18 protein-coding genes and 1 pseudogene are annotated in these 20,151 nt (G+C 34.1%); 3 read left to right on the top strand and 16 right to left on the bottom strand.

Annotated elements, in window-relative coordinates; translation table 11 throughout:
- Positions 1-317 precede the first annotated feature (317 nt).
- The gene (gene isaB / locus AB1J10_RS10980) at positions 318-905 is read right to left on the bottom strand and encodes an immunodominant staphylococcal antigen IsaB family protein (RefSeq protein ID WP_046207225.1); all 588 of its coding nucleotides are present in this window, start codon (positions 903-905) and stop codon (positions 318-320) included.
- A 271-nt stretch (positions 906-1,176) separates the two neighbouring features.
- Here isaB and AB1J10_RS10985 point away from each other — a divergent pair, with 271 nt between their 5' ends.
- Complete coding sequence (locus AB1J10_RS10985) at positions 1,177-1,482, top strand: monooxygenase (protein ID WP_040029905.1); 306 nt, start codon at positions 1,177-1,179, stop codon at positions 1,480-1,482.
- Between the two features lie 129 nt (positions 1,483-1,611).
- Here the strand turns inward: AB1J10_RS10985 and AB1J10_RS10990 are convergent.
- Positions 1,612-2,454: pseudogene (locus tag AB1J10_RS10990) on the bottom strand (sialate O-acetylesterase).
- 241 nt (positions 2,455-2,695) lie between these two features.
- Here AB1J10_RS10990 and AB1J10_RS10995 point away from each other — a divergent pair.
- Positions 2,696-3,751: an acyltransferase family protein gene (locus AB1J10_RS10995; RefSeq protein ID WP_369003120.1), complete on the top strand. Its 1,056-nt coding sequence runs from the start codon at positions 2,696-2,698 to the stop codon at positions 3,749-3,751.
- A 156-nt stretch (positions 3,752-3,907) separates the two neighbouring features.
- Here AB1J10_RS10995 and AB1J10_RS11000 read toward each other — a convergent pair whose 3' ends face one another.
- From AB1J10_RS11000 to AB1J10_RS11045, 10 genes are all read right to left on the bottom strand, one after another.
- The gene (locus tag AB1J10_RS11000; RefSeq protein ID WP_070039456.1) at positions 3,908-6,424 is read right to left on the bottom strand and encodes a glycosyltransferase; all 2,517 of its coding nucleotides are present in this window, start codon (positions 6,422-6,424) and stop codon (positions 3,908-3,910) included.
- 11 nt (positions 6,425-6,435) lie between these two features.
- Complete coding sequence (locus tag AB1J10_RS11005; protein WP_070039457.1) at positions 6,436-7,377, bottom strand: NAD-dependent epimerase/dehydratase family protein; 942 nt, start codon at positions 7,375-7,377, stop codon at positions 6,436-6,438.
- A gap of 468 nt (positions 7,378-7,845) precedes the next feature.
- Complete coding sequence (locus AB1J10_RS11010; RefSeq protein WP_070039458.1) at positions 7,846-8,811, bottom strand: ornithine cyclodeaminase family protein; 966 nt, start codon at positions 8,809-8,811, stop codon at positions 7,846-7,848.
- A 9-nt stretch (positions 8,812-8,820) separates the two neighbouring features.
- A complete protein-coding gene (locus tag AB1J10_RS11015; protein ID WP_070039459.1) occupies positions 8,821-9,231 on the bottom strand; it encodes a hypothetical protein in 411 nt (136 codons plus the stop codon).
- A 146-nt stretch (positions 9,232-9,377) separates the two neighbouring features.
- Entirely contained in the window at positions 9,378-10,028 is a 651-nt protein-coding gene (locus AB1J10_RS11020; RefSeq protein WP_070039460.1) for a 3-oxoacid CoA-transferase subunit B, read from the bottom strand.
- Entirely contained in the window at positions 10,021-10,725 is a 705-nt protein-coding gene (locus AB1J10_RS11025; RefSeq protein ID WP_070039461.1) for a CoA transferase subunit A, read from the bottom strand. The genes AB1J10_RS11020 and AB1J10_RS11025 overlap by 8 nt, the downstream gene beginning before the upstream one ends.
- 159 nt (positions 10,726-10,884) lie before the next feature.
- Positions 10,885-11,391 carry a GNAT family N-acetyltransferase gene (locus AB1J10_RS11030; protein WP_070039462.1) on the bottom strand — a complete coding sequence of 169 codons (507 nt, stop codon included), beginning with the start codon at positions 11,389-11,391 and terminating at the stop codon, positions 10,885-10,887.
- Between the two features lie 24 nt (positions 11,392-11,415).
- The gene (locus tag AB1J10_RS11035) at positions 11,416-11,985 is read right to left on the bottom strand and encodes a GNAT family N-acetyltransferase (RefSeq protein WP_070039463.1); all 570 of its coding nucleotides are present in this window, start codon (positions 11,983-11,985) and stop codon (positions 11,416-11,418) included.
- 108 nt (positions 11,986-12,093) lie between these two features.
- Positions 12,094-12,588 (bottom strand): AAA family ATPase, encoded by a 495-nt coding sequence (locus AB1J10_RS11040; protein ID WP_070039464.1) that lies wholly within the window; start codon positions 12,586-12,588, stop codon positions 12,094-12,096.
- Positions 12,589-12,782: 194 nt separating this feature from the next.
- Entirely contained in the window at positions 12,783-13,970 is a 1,188-nt protein-coding gene (locus AB1J10_RS11045; protein WP_046207675.1) for a glycine C-acetyltransferase, read from the bottom strand.
- A gap of 190 nt (positions 13,971-14,160) precedes the next feature.
- On the opposite strand from AB1J10_RS11045, the gene AB1J10_RS11050 reads away from it, so the two are divergent.
- Positions 14,161-15,333 (top strand): M20 family metallopeptidase, encoded by a 1,173-nt coding sequence (locus AB1J10_RS11050; protein ID WP_070039466.1) that lies wholly within the window; start codon positions 14,161-14,163, stop codon positions 15,331-15,333.
- Positions 15,334-15,489: 156 nt separating this feature from the next.
- On the opposite strand, the gene tuf is transcribed toward AB1J10_RS11050, so the two are convergent.
- From tuf to rpsL, 4 genes are all read right to left on the bottom strand, one after another.
- Positions 15,490-16,677: an elongation factor Tu gene (gene tuf, locus AB1J10_RS11055; RefSeq protein ID WP_046207677.1), complete on the bottom strand. Its 1,188-nt coding sequence runs from the start codon at positions 16,675-16,677 to the stop codon at positions 15,490-15,492.
- A 215-nt stretch (positions 16,678-16,892) separates the two neighbouring features.
- Positions 16,893-18,986 carry an elongation factor G gene (gene fusA / locus AB1J10_RS11060; protein ID WP_046207678.1) on the bottom strand — a complete coding sequence of 698 codons (2,094 nt, stop codon included), beginning with the start codon at positions 18,984-18,986 and terminating at the stop codon, positions 16,893-16,895.
- Between the two features lie 118 nt (positions 18,987-19,104).
- On the bottom strand, positions 19,105-19,575 hold the full coding sequence (gene rpsG, locus AB1J10_RS11065) for a 30S ribosomal protein S7 (protein ID WP_019468564.1): 471 nt from the start codon (positions 19,573-19,575) through the stop codon (positions 19,105-19,107).
- A 71-nt stretch (positions 19,576-19,646) separates the two neighbouring features.
- Positions 19,647-20,060 carry a 30S ribosomal protein S12 gene (gene rpsL, locus AB1J10_RS11070; protein WP_019468565.1) on the bottom strand — a complete coding sequence of 138 codons (414 nt, stop codon included), beginning with the start codon at positions 20,058-20,060 and terminating at the stop codon, positions 19,647-19,649.
- Positions 20,061-20,151 lie beyond the last annotated feature (91 nt).

Here is a 20,151-nt window from a genome sequence, read left to right on the forward strand (position 1 = left end):
CATAAATATAACAAAACACAATTATCTTTATTACGCCTAACCATTAACGAGTAGAAATAATTGGGACTAAATATATACCTTCAGTAACTTTAAAATTTAAAAATACTGCAATTAAGCTTTTCATCAACAAAATCTGCTACATTCACTCTTAATAAATACTTTATTTTATTGACTATACAACAGAATAGGCTGAAACATTTAATTTGCCCCAGCCAAAGCATACAATTTCAATTAAAGTAACTGTTGTTATAATCTCAAAAACGCGCGATTTCAAATCATCTCTGAGTTGAATCTTAACTTTTTTAATACTATTTAAACTACTGACCAATTGTTATTTCCACCAAATTATCATTTTGATCAAAGAAAGCAGTATAAAAGCCATTATTTGTTTCATATTTCACATAAGTGCCATCTTTATTGCCTAATTTACCTTCTCCTATGATTTCATTTGAAGTATGAGCCTTCTTAAATGTTGACTTAGATACTGAATCAGGTTTTGTGAAGAAAGTAAGTTGCACCACTTCATTGTCACTATTAAATTCTACGCTTGTATCATAAATTTTCTTAGAATGATCAAATTCTTTCTTGGCATTAGTGTCAACTTTATAACCATCAATCGTAACATTGTCATATTTTAAAGCACGTACGAAGTTATAATCTTGTGTAAAAGTTGGATCATATGTTGTATAACCTTCGTAATTATACCAAGGTGTTGTTTGTGCTTGTGAACGAACACCATTTTCACTATTTGCACCGCTTGCGCCACCTTCACCGTGTCCCCACTTTTGGACTTGCTCTGCTGCTTGCGCTGTTGGACTACTCGTTGAGATATATGCTGCTGAAGAACCGACAACCAGTGTAGATACAACGACAGTTGCTGAAATTAACTTTCCAACTTTCCGCATAATAAATCACTCCTTATTTGTAGTCTTCCATATGCAAAGTGTAATTGTTCACTTTCATCATACACCTCTCCATTTTATTTTCAAGTAAAATTACACTTTTTATGAAGATTAGTACAAATTAAATATGAAAATACTTTATTAATGTAGCTTTGATGTTATGTTAAACATTTTATTGTTTATATTAGAAAAGTGCTTGAGCTAAAACCATACTGCAATGTATTTTTAATTGGTATAGTAAACATAATAAATAATTTAAAAAGGATGGTTTATCATGATCTATATTTTACAAGTTGATTTTCCAATCGATGGTCCTTTTGGACAAGAGATGTCCAGACAATTCGCTGATTTAGCGAAATCTATAAATGGAGAACCAGGTTTTTTATGGAAAATTTGGACAGAAAATGCTGATGAAAAAGAAGCGGGTGGCATTTATGCATTTGATAGTTACAAAAATGCTAAAAACTATTTAAATATGCATAGTGAGCGCCTACAATCCATGGGTGTCCCAACTGTAAATGCTAAAATATTTGCTACAAATGACGCACTTACTAAAATCACACATGGACGATTAACATAACCGTATTGGGATGATAAAATACAACAAGCCTTTCAAATGTACACACATCTCGTGTGTTTTGAAAGGCTTTTTAGACATAGATTGAACGAAAAAAATAAATATTTTTAAAAATGATAATTTTCCAGATTATTATTTATTCATTTGTGACATTTCATTGATAAAATCTTGATACGTGATTTCATTTTTAGATAACCTAGCCACAAGCATATACATTTGTTCATTTTTAGTAAATTCAGTTTTATATAAATCTTGTTCTCTTTCGCTCTCATTATCTAAAGGATTGACGACGTCCTTTGATTTTGAAAATGCATCATAATACCTAATCCCAAACAAGCGTTGTGAGAATCCATCTATATGAATACCATCTGGATTTGCCGTTAAGCCTTCTGCTGTAACAAAGTAACAATCATGTTGTTTCTGCGCGACGTTCTTGATACTGTTATTAATTTCTTGATACTCTGTAGCACTAGCGCCAAACCCTTCTTTTCCTAAAAACGTTCCTAACAATCCAATGACAAAAGTAAGTTTAGGCAATTCAAGTGCTTCTCTAAAATAATCAATGAGGTGTGATAATTTTGTTTCATATGTTTGAAATTTATTATTTTGACTATCACTTTCACCTTGATGCCATAAAACACCAATCAATTCAGACGTTTCCATAGCAAATCTCGCTTCACTTACAGCATGCCGCGTCAGCATACTTTCATCTGACCATTCTTCAATAGAAGTACCTCCATCAGCACATGGAATGAACCCTATTGTTTCATTTGGATGATCATCGAGCCATTGCTTTGCAAACGATGCAGCTGGTCCAATTCCAGCGACAGAACGATCGCTATGTATCGGTTCTTCCATCATTTGTCATCTACCATTTCTAAGCATAAAAATACGTTCATCAATGATGGGATTTACACTATCTAAAAATCCTCTTCCTGCCATATTTGATTGACCAATTAGTAAGATTGATTTCATAACGTTGTTCCTTTCAATTTTTTAGTTTTTTAATTAACTGCTAGTAGCTATTTTTCAGTGACTATTTTAAATATATGTAAGCATATCATTTTTTTCTTAAACTTACCCAAATTTCATATTAGAAAGTGCTAGGCTTTATATATAATTATTATAAAAATAAATTCATATAAACTTTACTTTTAATACTAATTATCATATTATGGAATGGATTTTGAGAGGAGTTTTTATTTTGGAGAGGAAAATGGAACTCACCTATGCTAGAGCGATATTTTGTATCGCAATAGTCATCGTCCATTGTTTAACCGGTTTAGTAAACGATTATCACATTTCACAATTTGAAAAATCATTTTATAGTTTTTTACAAGTTATTTTATTATTTGCAACACCTTGCTTTATTATTTTGTCCGAAACATTATTAGGTATGCGATATTCAACTAAAATTCCGCAAAACTTTTTACTTAAGCGTTTGAAATTTATTTTAATTCCTTATGCTATATTTGGTTTATTTATCACTTTTAGACTATTTCTTGGTGATAATTCAGATAAATCATTTTGGGAAATCTTTTTAAATATCGTAGTGGAAGGTAAATTTTTCGGATGGTTTGTACTTGTTATTTTTCAGTTTTATATATTACATCGCTTATTTTATAAATTATTGAGTAAAGCCAATCCTATTTTTGTACTTGTTGTTACCTTTATCATTAGTTTTGGACATTCTTATTTAATGTATTACAGTACTGCTTATCTTGAATTCTGGGATTTTTATCCTTTGTTCAGTAGAACCATTATTTTATATTGGCTATTTTACTTTGTTGTTGGTTTCTACTTCGGTAAATATTATGATACTGTTATTCATTTTTTAAAGCGTCATTTAGTTTGGCTTCTATTGATTTGGCTATTGGCTTTATCCTATATGGCATTTAATTTTTCTTATTTAGACGTACATCTAAATGAGTCTAATCGATTTGATTTAGTCTTATTTTCTGCAATCAGTTTTGTATTTATCGTCTATTTATCTAAATTTTTAACTCGGTTTAATTTAGTATTTGTGTTTTTAATAAGCGAAATATCATTTTTCATATACTTAGCACACCAAATCATTGTAGATTTTATTTCTAGATCGCTAGCATCATTTGTTACATTCCCACCACTATTTTTAATCTTAAGTTCTATTTTCACACTTGGATTTTGTATTGGATTAGCGATAATACTATCTTTTATTCCATATATAAGAATTGTTGTAGGAAGAAATACACTACACCCTATGGTTATCAATAATTATAAACATCATAGTTAAAGTGTAAAAGTTACTATATAAACATGGCATTTCAAATAAACAAGCACAGTATAAATTGAAGGCTTTTAAATATAAAAAGGACGCATCCATTTCATATGGATGCGTCCTTTATTTTGGGCTTGAGCATTATTTCTCATCCCTCAGTTATATGATACTTTAGTCATCTAATAAATGATAAAATTGTTCAATCGCTTCTTTATTATATAATTCTGGATCAAATTTGGCATAAACAGGTGTTTCCTTATTAATAAACTGTTGTATGCTTGTTTGTAATGATTCAGCATCATTAAAACTCAACATTCCATACTTGCCATAATCAAGTACATATTGATTGGCTGGTATATCTGATGCCAGAATATCTATACCAACAGTCAACGCCTCTAATAAGACCATTGATTGCCCTTCGTAATAAGACGGTAAAACAAATAGATCACAATCTCTCATAATATTAAATGGATTTCTTTTTTGTCCCATTAAAAATACATGCTCTGATAAATCTAATGACGTAATTAGTTTATTTAGTTGATTTTTGAGTGGGCCATCACCTAAAATGTATAATTTCGCGTTAGGATTTGCTTCCACCACGCCGCTAAACGCTTGAATCAAATTATCAAATCCTTTTTCAGGAGATAATCTTCCCATTGTCATCACTTTATAATCGGATTTATGGAACGGTACGCTTGTAATTTGCTTATCCTGTTCTCTTACAATGACACGTTCCCCATTTTTCATAAAGATATCATTATCTTCATCCACCAAATTATAAATTCTATCTAAGTTAATAGTATTCATCGATGATTTAAATTTATCTTTTGTTTTTCTATTCGCTATTTTTTTAACATTTTCCTGCTTAGTCACTTCAGACACACTTACGAGCTTATCATAATAAGGATATAAGGACATCACACCTTTTAGATTAGCGTAATGCGGTCTCACACCGTTCACTTTACGCTCCATATCCATTTTCATATCACTGTGCAAGTAGATTAATTTTCTTTTAGCTTTGCTCGCTAACAAGATTTCAGACCAAAACATCGCATAGCCACTGAAATCCATAACGACATCAAACGCTGAGTTACCAAACACTTTTCTAAATTCGCGTTGATACAATGCATCCGGATAAATTTTTTCTTCAATTTTCGATTTGATGCCTCTATTGCGTACCAATAGGTTACGATAGTATTCTGAAGTGTTTGCCAACAATGGTCCTTTTCTTAAAATAACCCTCACATTGTCATTTAAGCTATATAGATTATCTATCACATCTTTATTTCTATTGAATCCAAGATAAACCGTAATATCATATCTATCATAATCAACATTTTCTAATAAATTCAGGATCGATGTTGTTATGCCATTAGGTTTCATACCACCTGGATATATTAAAATACGCTCTTTTCTGTTGTTTTGAACGCCATTTTTGGGTGCATCATGATGAAACACTTGATTGACAACTCTTTCCGTTACTTGTCCATCATCGTAATTCACAAATTTTTGTTTATATTTTTGATAGTTCCCCTTATATTGTGCTAGCATGCGCTGTGACACTTGGACAGTAGCTACCAATGCTTCAATTGAGTGCACACTTGGACCTGGAAGACTATCCACAGGAAGGTAAAATCCTCTGTCTTCTTCATAGGCTTTATAATCGGGTGTATAAAAAATAATAGGTTTATCTGTAACTAAATAATCAAAAAAGATACTTGAGTAATCAGTTACAAGCAAATCAACAATACTGAGTAATTCATTCGTATCAAATGTATCTTCCACTAAGTATTTTTTTAATTTTTTATTACCTACTGCTTTTTTATAAATAAACGGATGCACTTTTAATAACACTTGATAATGTGTTTGTTTATTTAATGACTCAATCAGCGCTTCAATTTCTTCAATATTATCTTCTGGTGTACTGACCGTTTGGCCACGCCATGTCGGTGAAAAGAGTAAAATCGGCGCATCTGTTAATTTAATGCCTTGTTGCTTTAATTTCTGCATAACTTCTTTTGACTGTGCATTTAGCGTTGCATCTATTCTAGGATAACCAATTTCTAAAATTGCTTCATCATTTAAACCGTCTAATTTAAATGCTTTTTTAAAAATATCTGTCGTATGTTGGTTAGGTGAAATAATATAGTCAGAACTTAAAAAGTTACGAATTGTATTTTGTGATTCTAATAAATTATGTTTGATATCTAACCCCATTGCTTTTAAAGGTGTACCATGCCAAGTATTAACATATATTTGATTTGGCTTTTTCGTAAAATACGTTGGAAACGTCGCATTATTGATGAGATATTTACACTTTGTTAAATAATGTAAATAGTCTTCACTTTCTTTAACTATAAATTTTACATTTTTATATTTATTATATTTTTTAGAAAATGCTTTTTGCATTTTTTGAGATGCTACGACCCAAATATGTATATATTTTTGATAATCAGGATGGCTCATTAAATATTTAAATATTGCATAAGGACTATCTGTCATACTTTGTCCATCTCTAACTTGATACAAAATATGCTTGTCATCTACTTCAATCGTTTTATATAGATTTGCATAATGCATAATATTTCTTGTGTATTTACTTCTAAGTTGTAATTTCAATGGTTCCGAAATGAATTTTAATTTTCTTTTTGTCTGATTTAATACAAACTTTTTCGTTTTACCAATCATTCTTCCACCTCTTAGTTTTTCTTATCTGTATTCGAGTAATTAATATATTCAGTTAAACCTGACATAATATCATATTGTGGATTAAATCCTAGCGCTTCCAAACCTTTGATATCAGCACAAGAATGTTTAATATCCCCGCTTCTTGATTCAGCAAACTGATAATTTATAGTTTTATTATAAACCATTTTGAACTTATCGAAAATTTCTAATAATGATATTTGTTTACCAGTAGCTAAGTTGTAAATTTTGCCATTCGTTACTTCATTATCTAACACTATTGAAACTGCTCGCACCAAATCCTTTACATATACAAAATCTCTCGTTTGCTCTCCATCCCCAAAAAATGTGAATGTTTCGTTATTTTTAAATTTATTATCTATAATAGATAATACACCAGAGTATGGTGAATGAGGATCTTGTCTCGGTCCATATATATTAAAGAATCTTAAAGCAGTTGTTGGCAGTTGATATAGTGTATTGTAAATTTTTGTATATTGTTCCCCAGCATATTTTTCCACAGCGTAAGGTGATTCAGGATCAATGAACGTTTCGACTTGTTTTGGTAATCCTTCGGTATTACCATATACGGCTGCTGACGATGCAAAAATAAATTTCTTCAAATTATGATTATATTGACGATTGGCTTCTAAGAGATTTAATGTGCCATTTATATTGACAGACTGAGACTTTATAGGGTCATTTATTGTTTCTACAACACTAACTACGGCTGCTAAATGAATGACGATATCAAATTGTTCTTGCTCCACTAAGGATGTCACAAATGATGTATTAATTACATCATTTTCAATGAAATGCGCATCATCTATAAATTCGACATTCGAACGATGCCCTGTGCTTAAATTGTCTAATATAAACACCTCATTAGCTTTGTTAAAGTGTTCTGCTAAGTGCGAGCCAATAAATCCAGCACCACCTGTAATTAGTAGTTTCATTTTTCATCCTCCTATATACTCAAGTCATAATATACTTATCGTCAATTTTATTAATATAATACGTTGAACACCTGATTTTTATTATAAAAATAAAATAGTATTACAAATAAAATTATAAATTTAGTTAATTTACGTCTTCTATATATTAGTATGAGTTTAACAATTTTGACGAACAAATCAAAAGAAATCGAGGTGAAATTGTAATAATAATTGAATAATGCTACCAAGAACTTTACAAAAAATCTTTTGATCCTTATTTAAATAAAGTTATTTATAATATGTTTTATTTTTGGTCTAAGTATAGTTTGAAAATTTTGATTTTAAAAATCATTATAAAAAGCGTTCCGCCATAAGTATCCTTTAAAGTATAAAATAATACCTACATTATACTATAAAGCAATACAGCGAAACGCTTAATAATTTTACTATAGCCTATCAAAATTTTACTTTATCGACCTTATATATAAATTACTGCACGTCATTATTTTTCTGTGCTTTTTGATAAAAATAGTTAGCCACAATAATATCTACAATGGCTACACCTACAGATTTAAATACGGTAATTTCATCATCACTTTCGCGTCCAGCTAAATGAGAACTGACAATTTCACCTAGTTCGCCATATAAATCTTTTTCTCCAAACAGACCTTCTTTTATTGGGGTAATTAAATCTCCTGTTTCTTCTAATGCCGCTTCCGATGCTTCTACAACTACTTTATCTGCATTGGCTATAGCGTGTGAAGGCAACTCTTGCATATCTGATTTAAAAGAACCTACAGCATTCACATGCACTCCAGCTTCTAATGATTTATTAAAAACAGGTTGCGTGGCGTTGGTTGCAGTGACAATAACATCAGCATTAGCTATAGCATCATCAACATCTTCCATCACTGTCACATCTACGGATTGATATTGCTGTTGAATCGTTTCTGCAAATGTCACTGCTTTACGGTGAGTTCTATTATACAGTTGAATATGTTTGATATCTCTAACAGCTAATACAGCTTCAATTAATCCTTGTGCTTGATCGCCTGTGCCTATGACACATAATGTTTCTGCATTTTGACGAGCAAGGTATTTTGTAGCTACGCCAGAAATTGCGCCTGTACGAATTTTGGTTAAGTAAGAACCTTCTAATACAGCTAATGTTTCACCAGTTTCATAATCTGATAATATGACAGAACCAACAATGGTATTTTTACCTATCTTTGTATTATTAGGGGCCATTGTTACTGTTTTAAGCCCCACAACTTTCAATTCATCAGATAAAGCCGGCATAACTAGATAACGATTGTCTTCATTAAAAGGAAGTACATAACGTAAAGGGGTATCCGTCTTCCCTTCAGAATAGGCCTGTAAAGATTCTGCGACCGCTTCAACGACTTCTTCCATGTTTAATAATTCAGCTTGTTCATGTGCATCAATAAATTTCATAAGCCACCTCTATTCTTTTACATTTTCTGACTCTAAAATGTTGCTCTTCTTTTCAAATTTATTTTCAAATAAGATTATTCCTATAAATCCAACGACAAGTAAAGGAATGATAATCCAAGCCATATGATTATCGACATACACAGACACACAATATATCGCTAATAATAGCGTTATGGCCAACATATTTTTAATAAACAGCAACCAATAATCCGTTTTCACACTAAACCATGTTTGTTGCTGATTATCCTCTATTTTAATATGATATAACGTAAACTTTAAATGTGTAATCAACATATAAATAAATGCTAAAATACCGATTAACAACAAGATTTTATGAAATATGGCGTTAGGAACCACATCTGCAGCCGCTGCAAATATAATAGCGATTACAATACTTTTCAGTTCTGCATTTTTCTTCATATCAAACTCCGAACCTTTGTCATTAATTCAATCTCTATTGTTACAATAACATAATTACTCGGAATTTTAAGTTTGATTAAGAGCTAATCTTTTAAAAATAGATAATAATCTACCTATGAATACATCGTACAATATGTGGAAAACAGCTAATGATTCAAGCAATTTATAAAATAAGCATCTGTATGGGTTTGTACCTGTTCAAGTGTGGCATCTTCTTGAAGTTCAACCAATTTCATAACTTTATCTTCAAATTTAAAAACAGCTAAATCTGTGATTAACGTATTAACAACACCTGCGCCTGTTAAAGGCAACTCACATTTTGATTTTATCTTAGATTCACCGTGTTTATTCATATGGTCCATGATAACGACCACTTTTTGAGCTCCAACCACCAAATCCATCGCACCACCCATACCTTTTACGAGCTTGCCAGGAATCATGTAGTTTGCTAAATCACCTGTTTCCGAAACTTCCATACCACCAAGAATTGCTAAATCAATATGCCCACCGCGTATCATCGCAAATGATTCTGCATTATCGAAATAGGAAGCCCCTTTAGCAGCAGTAACCGTTTCTTTACCTGCATTAATCAAATCTGGATCCACTTCATCTTCAGTAGGATATGGGCCAATACCAAGCAAACCATTTTCAGATTGGAAAAAGACATTTTCCACATGATCATTCATCTCATTTGCTACAAGTGTTGGCATACCAATACCTAAATTTATTACCATATCACTATGAATTTCTTGTGCTGCACGCTGGATAATCTTCTTACGTTGTGTTTGTTTATCCATGTTGTACCTCCTTCACTGTACGTTTTTCTATGCGTTTTTCAAAATGTTTTCCTAGATAGATATAATCCACATATACACCTGACAGATGTACATCATCTGGGTCAATTTCACCTAATTCAACAATTTCTTCTACTTCAACGACAGTAGTCTTGGCGGCCATAGCACATAAAGGATTAAAATTACGCGCTGTTTTTTCAAATACTAAATTACCAAATGTATCCGCCTTTTGAGCCTTCACAATACCAAAATCGCCTGTAATGGCACGTTCCATAATGTACGTTTCACCGTCAAATTCTCGTGATTCTTTACCTTCAGCAATCAAAGTACCCACACCTGTTTTTGTGTAAAATGCTGGAATACCTGCACCGCCTGCACGTAGTTTTTCAGCCAACGTACCTTGAGGTGTTAGTGTTACATCTAACTCACCATTGATCAGTTGTTGCTCAAATATTTTATTTTCACCCACATACGAGCTAACCATTTTATCTATTTGTTTTTTCTCAAGTAAACGGCCCAATCCAAAATCATCTACACCACAGTTATTACTCACTACGGTTAATCCTTTTGTACCTTTTGTACGAATCGCTTCAATGGCATGCTCTGGTATCCCGCATAGCCCAAAACCACCGGCAAGTACTGTCATGCCATTTTCTAAATGCTCAAATGCTGTATGTATGTCTTGAATGACTTTAGACATGTTATAACCTCACTTCTTTTTTAAAATTAATACCTAGTGTTAAAAACAATTATACTTGAAATTTTTTGCGAAGTCTTTTATTTCATGTTGCCGTTTTCATAAATAAATATAAAAAAAGTTGCCATTTTCTTACATGGCAACTTTTAATTATTATGTTTTTTATGCGATTTCTATCTGGAAGCGACGAACGACTGTGCCATCATCTAATGTTGAAGATTCTATTTCTTCCCCACCATTGTGTAAGATGACAGCTGCAGAGGCTTCATTATCTTTTTCACAAGTAATCAGCGCTTCTTGTACGCCAATACGTGATAAGTAGTCTAATGACTTTTTCAAAATTTTATTCCCAAAGCCCTTGCCTCGGTAGCTCTTACGAACACCGTAGCCAACATGGCCGCCAATGATTTTTAATTTTTCATTCAAATGATGGCGAATATTGGCAGCGCCAATAATCTTATCATCATCAATTAAAAACAATGTCGTATTATCTACTGTCTCATCATTAGATTTGTTATCTGCTAATTCATGTACAATTTCTTCAAAATTATTGTATTTGGTAATATTCGTAATCTCAGGCACTACCTTTTCATCGTGATCTATCCATTCTTTCATATAATCACAATATAATGTTTCGTCAGCCATTGTTAACTCTCTAAATTCAACCATGTTGACACTCCTTCCTTTTAGTTGCTATCCCATTGGTTCGTCATGTGTATTGAGATAATACACGTAGTTGTCAGTCCATTGTCCATGTTCGAAAATAAATCCTTTTCGAATACATTCAAATGCAAAGCCTAATTTTTCAATTAACTGAATAGAAGGTTGATTATCCAAATTGATGTGTGCTTCTATTCTATGAAACTTTAAAGTCTCTTTCGTTTGTTTCACAAGTTCTGATAAAGCTTCATAAGCATACCCTTGATGCCAGTATTGATTATGGATAAAATAACCGATTTCTGCCCATTGAAATTGATCGCGGCTTAAATTTTTAATGTTAAGCATACCAAGATGACGTCCCGTTTTATCAAAGATGCCAAATATATACAAATCATCATCTTTAATGGCTTGTTGATGCTTTAAAACCATTGCCGCAAACCATGGTTCCGTAGCATCTGACATGTCGACTTGGCCTTTATCATGCTTGTATTGCGCAGGATAACGATTAACAAATCCTGACAACCATGACTCATAATCATTTTCTTCTAACGGTCTAATGATAAGCCGTTGTGTAGTGAAATGCAACCCTAAATTATTTTTCATTGAAAAACCCCTTAACATAAGGCGTCAGCAACCAAAACTATAACATCATTTGGCATAAAATCAACCTTTTAATTTATTAAAAATATGAACTACTTCTACGGACGTTTTTCACTCGTCATGTAGGTCATTCAAGATCATCGTGAGTATATCATTTTGTGTCATCATTTCAGTAATCAATTTCTCGTTTTTTACATTTAGTGTATCTTTTTCAACAAACCAGCTTGCAAGTTTTTGTGCACTGAAATCCGTATATGTTTTTGAGTGATGTCTTCTCACGGTTTCTGCATAAGGTAAGTCGAAATAATAAATATAGCTTTTAATATGCGTACTTGAAATAATGCTCTGTAACATATTACCATATTTTTCTTTATTGAAAATACCCTCTACAATAACATATTTGCAATGTGTTATGCCAAATAGTGTAATGTATTTTATTAGCTCAATTGATAAATTGCCTGGTCTATCTGAGACGTTTAACATATGGCGTCTTATTTCATCTTGACCCACGCGCATGACACCATTCCCCAACATGCTTTGTAAGTTACGGGCAATAGTCGTTTTGCCACTACCAGAGTTACCTCTTAATAATATTAGTTTTGTCATTGTATCACCCTATCCTCTAAATAAATTGTGATTTATGTATATACTTTCATAATTGTTAAACTTATACCCTATCAAAGTGATTAAAATCAAAAAAGCTAGACAGCCCATGCCCATACAAATAGGACATAAGCAGTCTAGCATTTTGTTGCTTCATTTATTTTTATATTCATTCGTTTTATAAATTGGAGTTAGCGTTAAATTGTACCTAGTTCTTTACCTACTTTTTCATATGCCGCTAATGCTTGATCAAGCATTTCTTTTGTATGTGCAGCTGTAGGCATATTACGAACACGACCTGTACCTTTTGGTACTGTTGGAAAGACGATAGATTTCACATAGATACCTTCATCTTTTAAGCGACTACTAAATGCTTGTGTTTCTTTTTCGTCACCTATGATTACTGGTGTAATTGGTGATTCAGAATTACCAATGTCAAAACCTAATTTTTTCAATCCGTCTTTTAAGTAATTACCATTTTCCCAAAGTTTGTCGTGTAATTCTGTTGATGCCATTAATTTCTTAACAGCTTCAGTGATGGCTTTTGTATCACCAGGCGCTAATGATGTTGAGAATAAGAATGGTCTTGATTGTGCTTTCAACCAATCGATCAATGATTGTGTACCAGCTACATAACCACCGACAACACCAATCGCTTTAGATAATGTACCGATTTGGAAGTCAATTTTATCTTGAAGGCCAAAATGTTTCACTGTACCTGCACCGTTACCCATGACACCAGAGCCATGTGCGTCATCAACATATGTGATTAAACCGAATTCTTCTGCAATTTCTACGATTTCTGGTAATTTAGCAACATCGCCATCCATACTAAATACACCGTCAGTAATATACATTACTTTATTGTATTGTCCAGATTCAACAGCTTCTTTCGCTTTAGCGCGTAAATCGTCCATATCTGAATGGTTGACGCGTATAATTTTCGCTTTAGATAAACGACATCCATCAATAATTGATGCGTGGTTTAATTCATCTGATAGGATAGCATCATTTTTATTCATCACAGCTGAAATGGCTGCCATATTACAATTAAAACCTGATTGGTATGCAATCGCTGCCTCTGTACCTTTAAACTTCGCAAGTGTTTCTTCCAATTCGTCATGAAGGTCTAATGTACCGTTAATAGATCTTACTGCACCTGCACCTACGCCATGAGTGTCTATGGCATCTTTGGCAGCTTGTTTTAAATCTTCATCTGTTGCAAGTCCTAAATAGTTATTTGAAGACAAATTAACATAGTTTTTCCCGTTTATTTTAATCTCTGGTCCATTTGCACCTTCAATTGTATCAATTTCATTATAAAGTCCATTATCTTTTAAATATTGAATATTTTCATCTAAAAAGCCATGTAGTGACTGTACCACTGGAAATCCCCCTTTGAGTTATCTACTATTTAATCCTATCATAACCCATTTTCTTGTATCAGGAAAGTAGAATCACACGATTTATTAAAGCGTTTTCTACAATCTAATTAAAGTCACAATAATTGTCTCTACAGTAAAGTCATTTAAAATGATATAATAGAATAATCATTTTAAGGAAGAAGGGTTGAAGTTGTTTGATTGGTTTCAACTAGCAAGAGAAAAGGAAAACAGAATGATACAAATACGTCGCTATTTGCATCAATATCCTGAATTATCATTTGAGGAGTATCATACACGCGACTACATCCTAAATCAACTCAGCCAACTATCATGCGAGGTGCGGTCGCCCGTTGGAAGAAATGGTATTGTCGCAACATTTAGTGCACAAGGAGACGGTCCAACGATTGCATTACGTGCTGATTTTGATGCTTTACCTATCGATGAACTCACTGAAGTAGATTACAAGTCTAAAAATCCTGGTGCAATGCATGCATGTGGGCACGATGGTCATACTGCAATACTACTAGCCGTTGCTGAAATCATCGACGCACATAAAAGCAAATTAAATGGTGATGTCGTGCTAATTTTCCAATATGGTGAAGAAATTATGCCGGGAGGCTCACAAGAAATGATTGATGATGGCTGCTTACAAAACGTAGATAGAATATATGGAAACCATCTGTGGAGTGGCTATCCTACCGGCACAATTTATTCTCGTCCTGGTGCGATGATGGCCTCTCCAGATGAATTCAACGTAACGATTCATGGTCAAGGTGGACACGGTGCGAAGCCACACGAAACCATCGATCCTGTTGTCATTATGGCTGAATTTATCATTAGTGCGCAAAAAATTGTTTCTAGAACGATTGATCCAGTAAAACAAGCTGTTATTAGCTTCGGTATGGTACAATCTGGTTCGGCAGATAATGTTATTCCAGATACTGCATTTTGTAAAGGAACGGTGCGTACTTTTGATACAGAAGTACAAGCACATGTGATGCACAAGATGGATAAGCTATTGCAAGGGTTGGCTGTTGCGAATGATATTACTTATGATTTTGATTATATTAAAGGTTATTTGCCTGTCCACAATAATCCTAAATGCTTTGACATCGTTAAACAAGCTTCAAATGAGATGAATTTAAGATTTAACGAATCTGAATTAATGATGATTGGCGAGGACTTTTCACATTATCAAAAAGTACGTCCAGGTGCATTCTTTTTAACAGGTTGTGGTAACCCTGAAAAAGATACCACACATCCACACCATAGCCCATATTTCAATCTAGATGAAAAGTCATTAAAATATAGTGCCAGCCAGTTTTTAAAAATATTAGAGTTGGAAAATGTAATTAAGCCCTAGGCCTGAATAGCCTAGGGTCTTTTTATTTCCAAATATCTCACACTTTAAATTTCAACCTTGATCATAATATTATTCAGTTGAAAAATAAATACTACATCAAAAAAAAAGAGCCTCCAACATGGAGACTCTTCAAATCTATATTAAAGATAAGATATCTTATTTGTAGATTTCAGTTACAACGCCTGATCCAACAGTACGTCCACCTTCACGGATAGAGAAACGTGTACCGTCTTCGATAGCGATTGGAGAAATTAGTTCAACTTCCATTTCAACATTGTCGCCAGGCATAACCATTTCAGTACCTTCTGGTAAAGTAACAACGCCTGTTACGTCAGTAGTACGGAAATAGAATTGTGGGCGGTAGTTACTGAAGAATGGAGTATGACGTCCACCTTCATCTTTAGATAAAACGTAAACTTCCGCTTTAAACTTTGTATGTGGTGTAATTGAACCAGGAGCAGCTAAAACTTGACCACGTTGGATGTCTTCACGTGCAACACCACGTAATAACGCACCAATGTTGTCACCAGCTTCAGCATAGTCTAATAATTTACGGAACATTTCTACACCAGTAACAGTTGTTTTGCTTGATTCTTCTTGCATACCGATGATTTCAACTTCTTCACCGACTTTGATTTGACCACGTTCAACACGGCCTGTAGCAACAGTACCACGACCAGTGATTGAGAATACGTCCTCAACTGGCATCATGAATGGTTTGTCAGAATCACGTTCTGGTGTTGGAATGAATTCGTCAACAGCTTGCATTAAGTCTAAGATTTTTTGCTCATAGTCAGCGTCGCCTTCAAGTGCTTTTAATGCTGAACCAGAGATTACAGGTACATCGTCACCTGGGAAGTCATATTCGCTTAATAAGTCACGAACTTCCATTTCTACTAATTCTAATAATTCTTCATCGTCAACCATGTCAACTTTGTTTAAGAATACAACTAATGCTGGAACACCAACGTTACGTGATAAAAGGATGTGTTCACGAGTTTGTGGCATTGGACCATCTGCAGCAGATACTACTAAGATAGCTCCGTCCATTTGTGCAGCACCAGTGATCATGTTTTTAACATAGTCAGCGTGTCCTGGGCAGTCAACGTGAGCATAGTGACGTTTGTCAGTAGTATACTCGATGTGTGCAGTATTAATTGTAATACCACGTTCTTTTTCTTCTGGAGCGTTGTCAATCATGTCGTATGATTGTGCAACAGTGTCACCATTTTTTGCTAAAACAGTTGCGATAGCAGCTGTTAAAGTAGTTTTACCATGGTCAACGTGTCCGATTGTACCAATATTGGCATGTTCTTTTGAGCGATCGAATTTTTCTTTAGCCATTATAAAATCTCTCCTATTCGTTAGAAAAATAATTGTTAAATTTATCTCTCATGACAGTTTCTCACCATCATGAGAAGATGATTAATTTAGTTTAAAAGGACCATACAGTACCTTTATAATGCATTTTCCCTAAAAAATCAATTAATAAAACTGTAAGCCATATAATTATGCTTTACATGTATTGTACAGACTGTCACTGCACAATACAAGTCTAATTATTCAGCTGTTTTATTACCACTGTTTTTCTTAATTATATCTTCAGAAATTGATTTTGGAACTTCTGCATAGTGATCGAAGTACATTGTGTATGTTCCACGACCTTGTGTATTAGAACGTAATGAAGTTGCATAACCGAACATTTCTGAAAGTGGTACAAAGGCATTTACAACTTGTGCATTACCACGAGGTTCCATACCATCAACACGTCCACGACGAGATGTTACATCACCCATGATGTCACCCATGTATTCTTCAGGCATTTCAATTGTAACTTTCATCATTGGTTCTAAGATAACTGGTTCACATTTTTTAGCTGCTTCTTTAAGCGCTAATGATGCAGCGATTTTGAAGGCCATTTCTGATGAATCGACATCATGGTATGAACCATCAAATAATTTTGCTTTAACATCAATTAATGGATAACCAGCTAATACACCATTTTCCATAGCATCTTTAAGTCCTGCTTCAACTGATGGAATGTATTCACGAGGAACTACACCACCAACGATAGCGTTTTCGAATTCGAAACCGCCGCCTGTTTCGTTCGGTTCAAATTCAATTTTAACGTCACCGTATTGTCCACGACCACCAGATTGACGCGCGAATTTACCTTGAACTTGTGCTGATTGCTTAAATGTTTCACGGTATGAAACCATTGGCGCACCAACATTACATTCAACGTTAAATTCTTTTTTCATACGGTCAACTAAGATGTCTAAGTGAAGCTCACCCATACCACCGATGATAACTTGTCCAGTTTCTTCGTCAGTGTGTGCATGGAATGTTGGGTCTTCTTCTTGTAATTTAACTAAAGCTGTAGTCATTTTGTCTTGGTCAGCTTTAGATTTTGGTTCAACTGATAAGTGAATAACAGGTTCTGGGAAGTCCATTGATTCCAAGATAATGTCATTTTTCTCACCACATAAAGTATCACCAGTACCAGTTTCTTTTAGACCTACCGCAGCAGCGATATCTCCTGAGTAAACTGTGTTAAGCTCTTGACGAGAGTTAGCGTGCATTTGTAGTAAACGACCTACACGTTCACGTTTATTCTTCGTAGAGTTTTTAACATAAGAACCAGAAGTTAATGTACCTGAGTACACACGGAAGAATGTTAACTTACCAACATAAGGGTCAGTCATTACTTTGAACGCTAGTGCAGCGAACTCAGCATTGTCATCCGCTTTTGCGATAACTTCTTCTTCTGGATCATCAGCACGGTGACCGATAATTGGTTTAACATCTAATGGTGAAGGTAAATAATCAATTACTGCGTTAAGCATTAATTGAACACCTTTGTTTTTGAAAGCAGTACCAACAAGAACTGGGTAGAATTCAATATTATTAGTTGCTTGACGAATAGCGTCTTTTAATTCAGCTACAGTAATTTCTTCGTCACCAAGATATTTTTCCATTAATTCATCACTTGTTTCAGCTACTGCTTCAATAAGTGTTGCACGAGCTTCTTCAGCTCTTTCTTTTTGATCTTCAGGAATTTCAATTTCTTCAATTTCAGTTCCTAAGTCATTGTTGTATTTGAAACATTTCATTTCAACTAAGTCGATGATTGCTTCAAATTCATCTTCCGCACCAATTGGTAATTGGATTGGTTGTGCATTCGCTTGTAGGCGATCATGAATTGTGCTTACAGCATATTCAAAGTTCGCACCTAGTTTATCCATTTTGTTTACGAATACAATACGAGGAACGCCGTAAGTTGTTGCTTGACGCCAAACTGTTTCAGTTTGAGGTTCAACACCTGATTGCGCATCAAGTACTGTAACCGCACCATCAAGTACACGTAATGAACGTTCAACTTCAACAGTGAAGTCTACGTGTCCAGGTGTATCGATGATGTTTACACGGTGATCATCCCATGAAGCTGTTGTTGCAGCTGATGTGATTGTAATACCACGGTCTTGCTCCTGTTCCATCCAGTCCATTTGTGAAGCTCCTTCATGAGTTTCACCAATTTTATGGATACGTCCAGTATAGTAAAGAATACGTTCAGTCGTAGTTGTTTTACCAGCATCGATGTGAGCCATGATACCGATATTACGAGTTCTTTCTAAACTAAAATCTCTAGCCATGTATTTTTCTCCTTCCAGTATAACTGCGAATAAATACTATAAATATGGCGATGCCCTAAGCATGCACCTAGATAGTAAACTATCAAAGTGGAACATGCTCAGGGAAAAACCTACTATCCTACCAACGATAGTGAGCGAAGGCTTTGTTAGCTTCAGCCATTTTATGAACGTCTTCACGTTTCTTAACTGCACCACCAGTGTTGTTTGCAGCGTCTAAAATTTCGTTAGCTAAACGTTCTTCCATCGTTTTTTCACCACGAAGACGTGAATAGTTAACTAACCAACGAAGGCCTAAAGTAGTACGACGTTCTGGACGAACTTCTACAGGTACTTGATAGTTAGAGCCACCTACACGACGTGCTTTAACTTCTAATACTGGCATAATGTTGTCGATAGCTTCTTCGAAAACTTCGATAGCTTCACGACCACTGCGTTCTTGAACTAATTCAAATGCAGAATAAAGAATTTTTTGAGCTGTTCCACGTTTACCATCTAACATAATTTTGTTAATTAATTTAGTAACTAATTTTGAGTTATGAATTGGATCTGGTAATACGTCTCTTTTTGGTACTGATCCTTTACGAGGCATAATATAAATCCTCCCTTCCTAATTATAATATATTTTCATTCTTTATAACGAAAATTTACGCAATCTTAAACTTATTTTTTAGGTTTTTTAGTTCCGTATAATGAACGACCTTGTCTACGACCGTCAACACCTGAAGTATCAAGTGCACCACGTACGATGTGGTAACGCACACCAGGTAAGTCTTTTACACGTCCACCACGTACAAGTACAACACTGTGTTCTTGTAAGTTGTGTCCGATACCAGGGATATACGCGTTAATTTCGATGTTGTTAGACAAACGCACACGAGCATATTTACGTAACGCAGAGTTAGGTTTTTTAGGTGTCATAGTACCTACACGTGTACAAACACCACGTTTTTGCGGTGAGTTTAAGCTAGTGTACTTTTTCTTTTTACTGTTGTAGTTTCTGTTCAATGCTGGTGAATCATAGTTTTTTGATTTGCTTTGTCTTGGTTTACGTACTAATTGGTTAATAGTTGGCATGAAATATGTCCTCCTCTCTTCTTTTATAATCCCACACATCCAGGTGGTTCATTTTAAAGGTAAATAAAATTTAGTAAGAAAAATCTTACTA

The organism is Staphylococcus cohnii species complex 1663 (genome assembly GCF_041008415.1).
Lineage (GTDB): Bacteria > Bacillota > Bacilli > Staphylococcales > Staphylococcaceae > Staphylococcus > Staphylococcus ureilyticus.

Coding starts and splice junctions, on each gene's coding strand:
- AB1J10_RS10985 (WP_040029905.1), top strand. CDS start 1,177: ATGATCTATATTTTACAAGTTGATTTTCCAATCGATGGTCCTTTTGGA.
- tuf (WP_046207677.1), bottom strand. CDS start 16,677: ATGGCTAAAGAAAAATTCGATCGCTCAAAAGAACATGCCAATATTGGT.
- AB1J10_RS10995 (WP_369003120.1), top strand. CDS start 2,696: ATGGAACTCACCTATGCTAGAGCGATATTTTGTATCGCAATAGTCATC.
- AB1J10_RS11035 (WP_070039463.1), bottom strand. CDS start 11,985: ATGAAAAATAATTTAGGGTTGCATTTCACTACACAACGGCTTATCATT.
- AB1J10_RS11000 (WP_070039456.1), bottom strand. CDS start 6,424: ATGATTGGTAAAACGAAAAAGTTTGTATTAAATCAGACAAAAAGAAAA.
- rpsL (WP_019468565.1), bottom strand. CDS start 20,060: ATGCCAACTATTAACCAATTAGTACGTAAACCAAGACAAAGCAAATCA.
- AB1J10_RS11010 (WP_070039458.1), bottom strand. CDS start 8,811: ATGAAATTTATTGATGCACATGAACAAGCTGAATTATTAAACATGGAA.
- AB1J10_RS11020 (WP_070039460.1), bottom strand. CDS start 10,028: ATGGATAAACAAACACAACGTAAGAAGATTATCCAGCGTGCAGCACAA.
- AB1J10_RS11015 (WP_070039459.1), bottom strand. CDS start 9,231: ATGAAGAAAAATGCAGAACTGAAAAGTATTGTAATCGCTATTATATTT.
- AB1J10_RS11040 (WP_070039464.1), bottom strand. CDS start 12,588: ATGACAAAACTAATATTATTAAGAGGTAACTCTGGTAGTGGCAAAACG.
- rpsG (WP_019468564.1), bottom strand. CDS start 19,575: ATGCCTCGTAAAGGATCAGTACCAAAAAGAGACGTATTACCAGATCCA.
- fusA (WP_046207678.1), bottom strand. CDS start 18,986: ATGGCTAGAGATTTTAGTTTAGAAAGAACTCGTAATATCGGTATCATG.
- AB1J10_RS11005 (WP_070039457.1), bottom strand. CDS start 7,377: ATGAAACTACTAATTACAGGTGGTGCTGGATTTATTGGCTCGCACTTA.
- AB1J10_RS11025 (WP_070039461.1), bottom strand. CDS start 10,725: ATGTCTAAAGTCATTCAAGACATACATACAGCATTTGAGCATTTAGAA.
- isaB (WP_046207225.1), bottom strand. CDS start 905: ATGCGGAAAGTTGGAAAGTTAATTTCAGCAACTGTCGTTGTATCTACA.
- AB1J10_RS11030 (WP_070039462.1), bottom strand. CDS start 11,391: ATGGTTGAATTTAGAGAGTTAACAATGGCTGACGAAACATTATATTGT.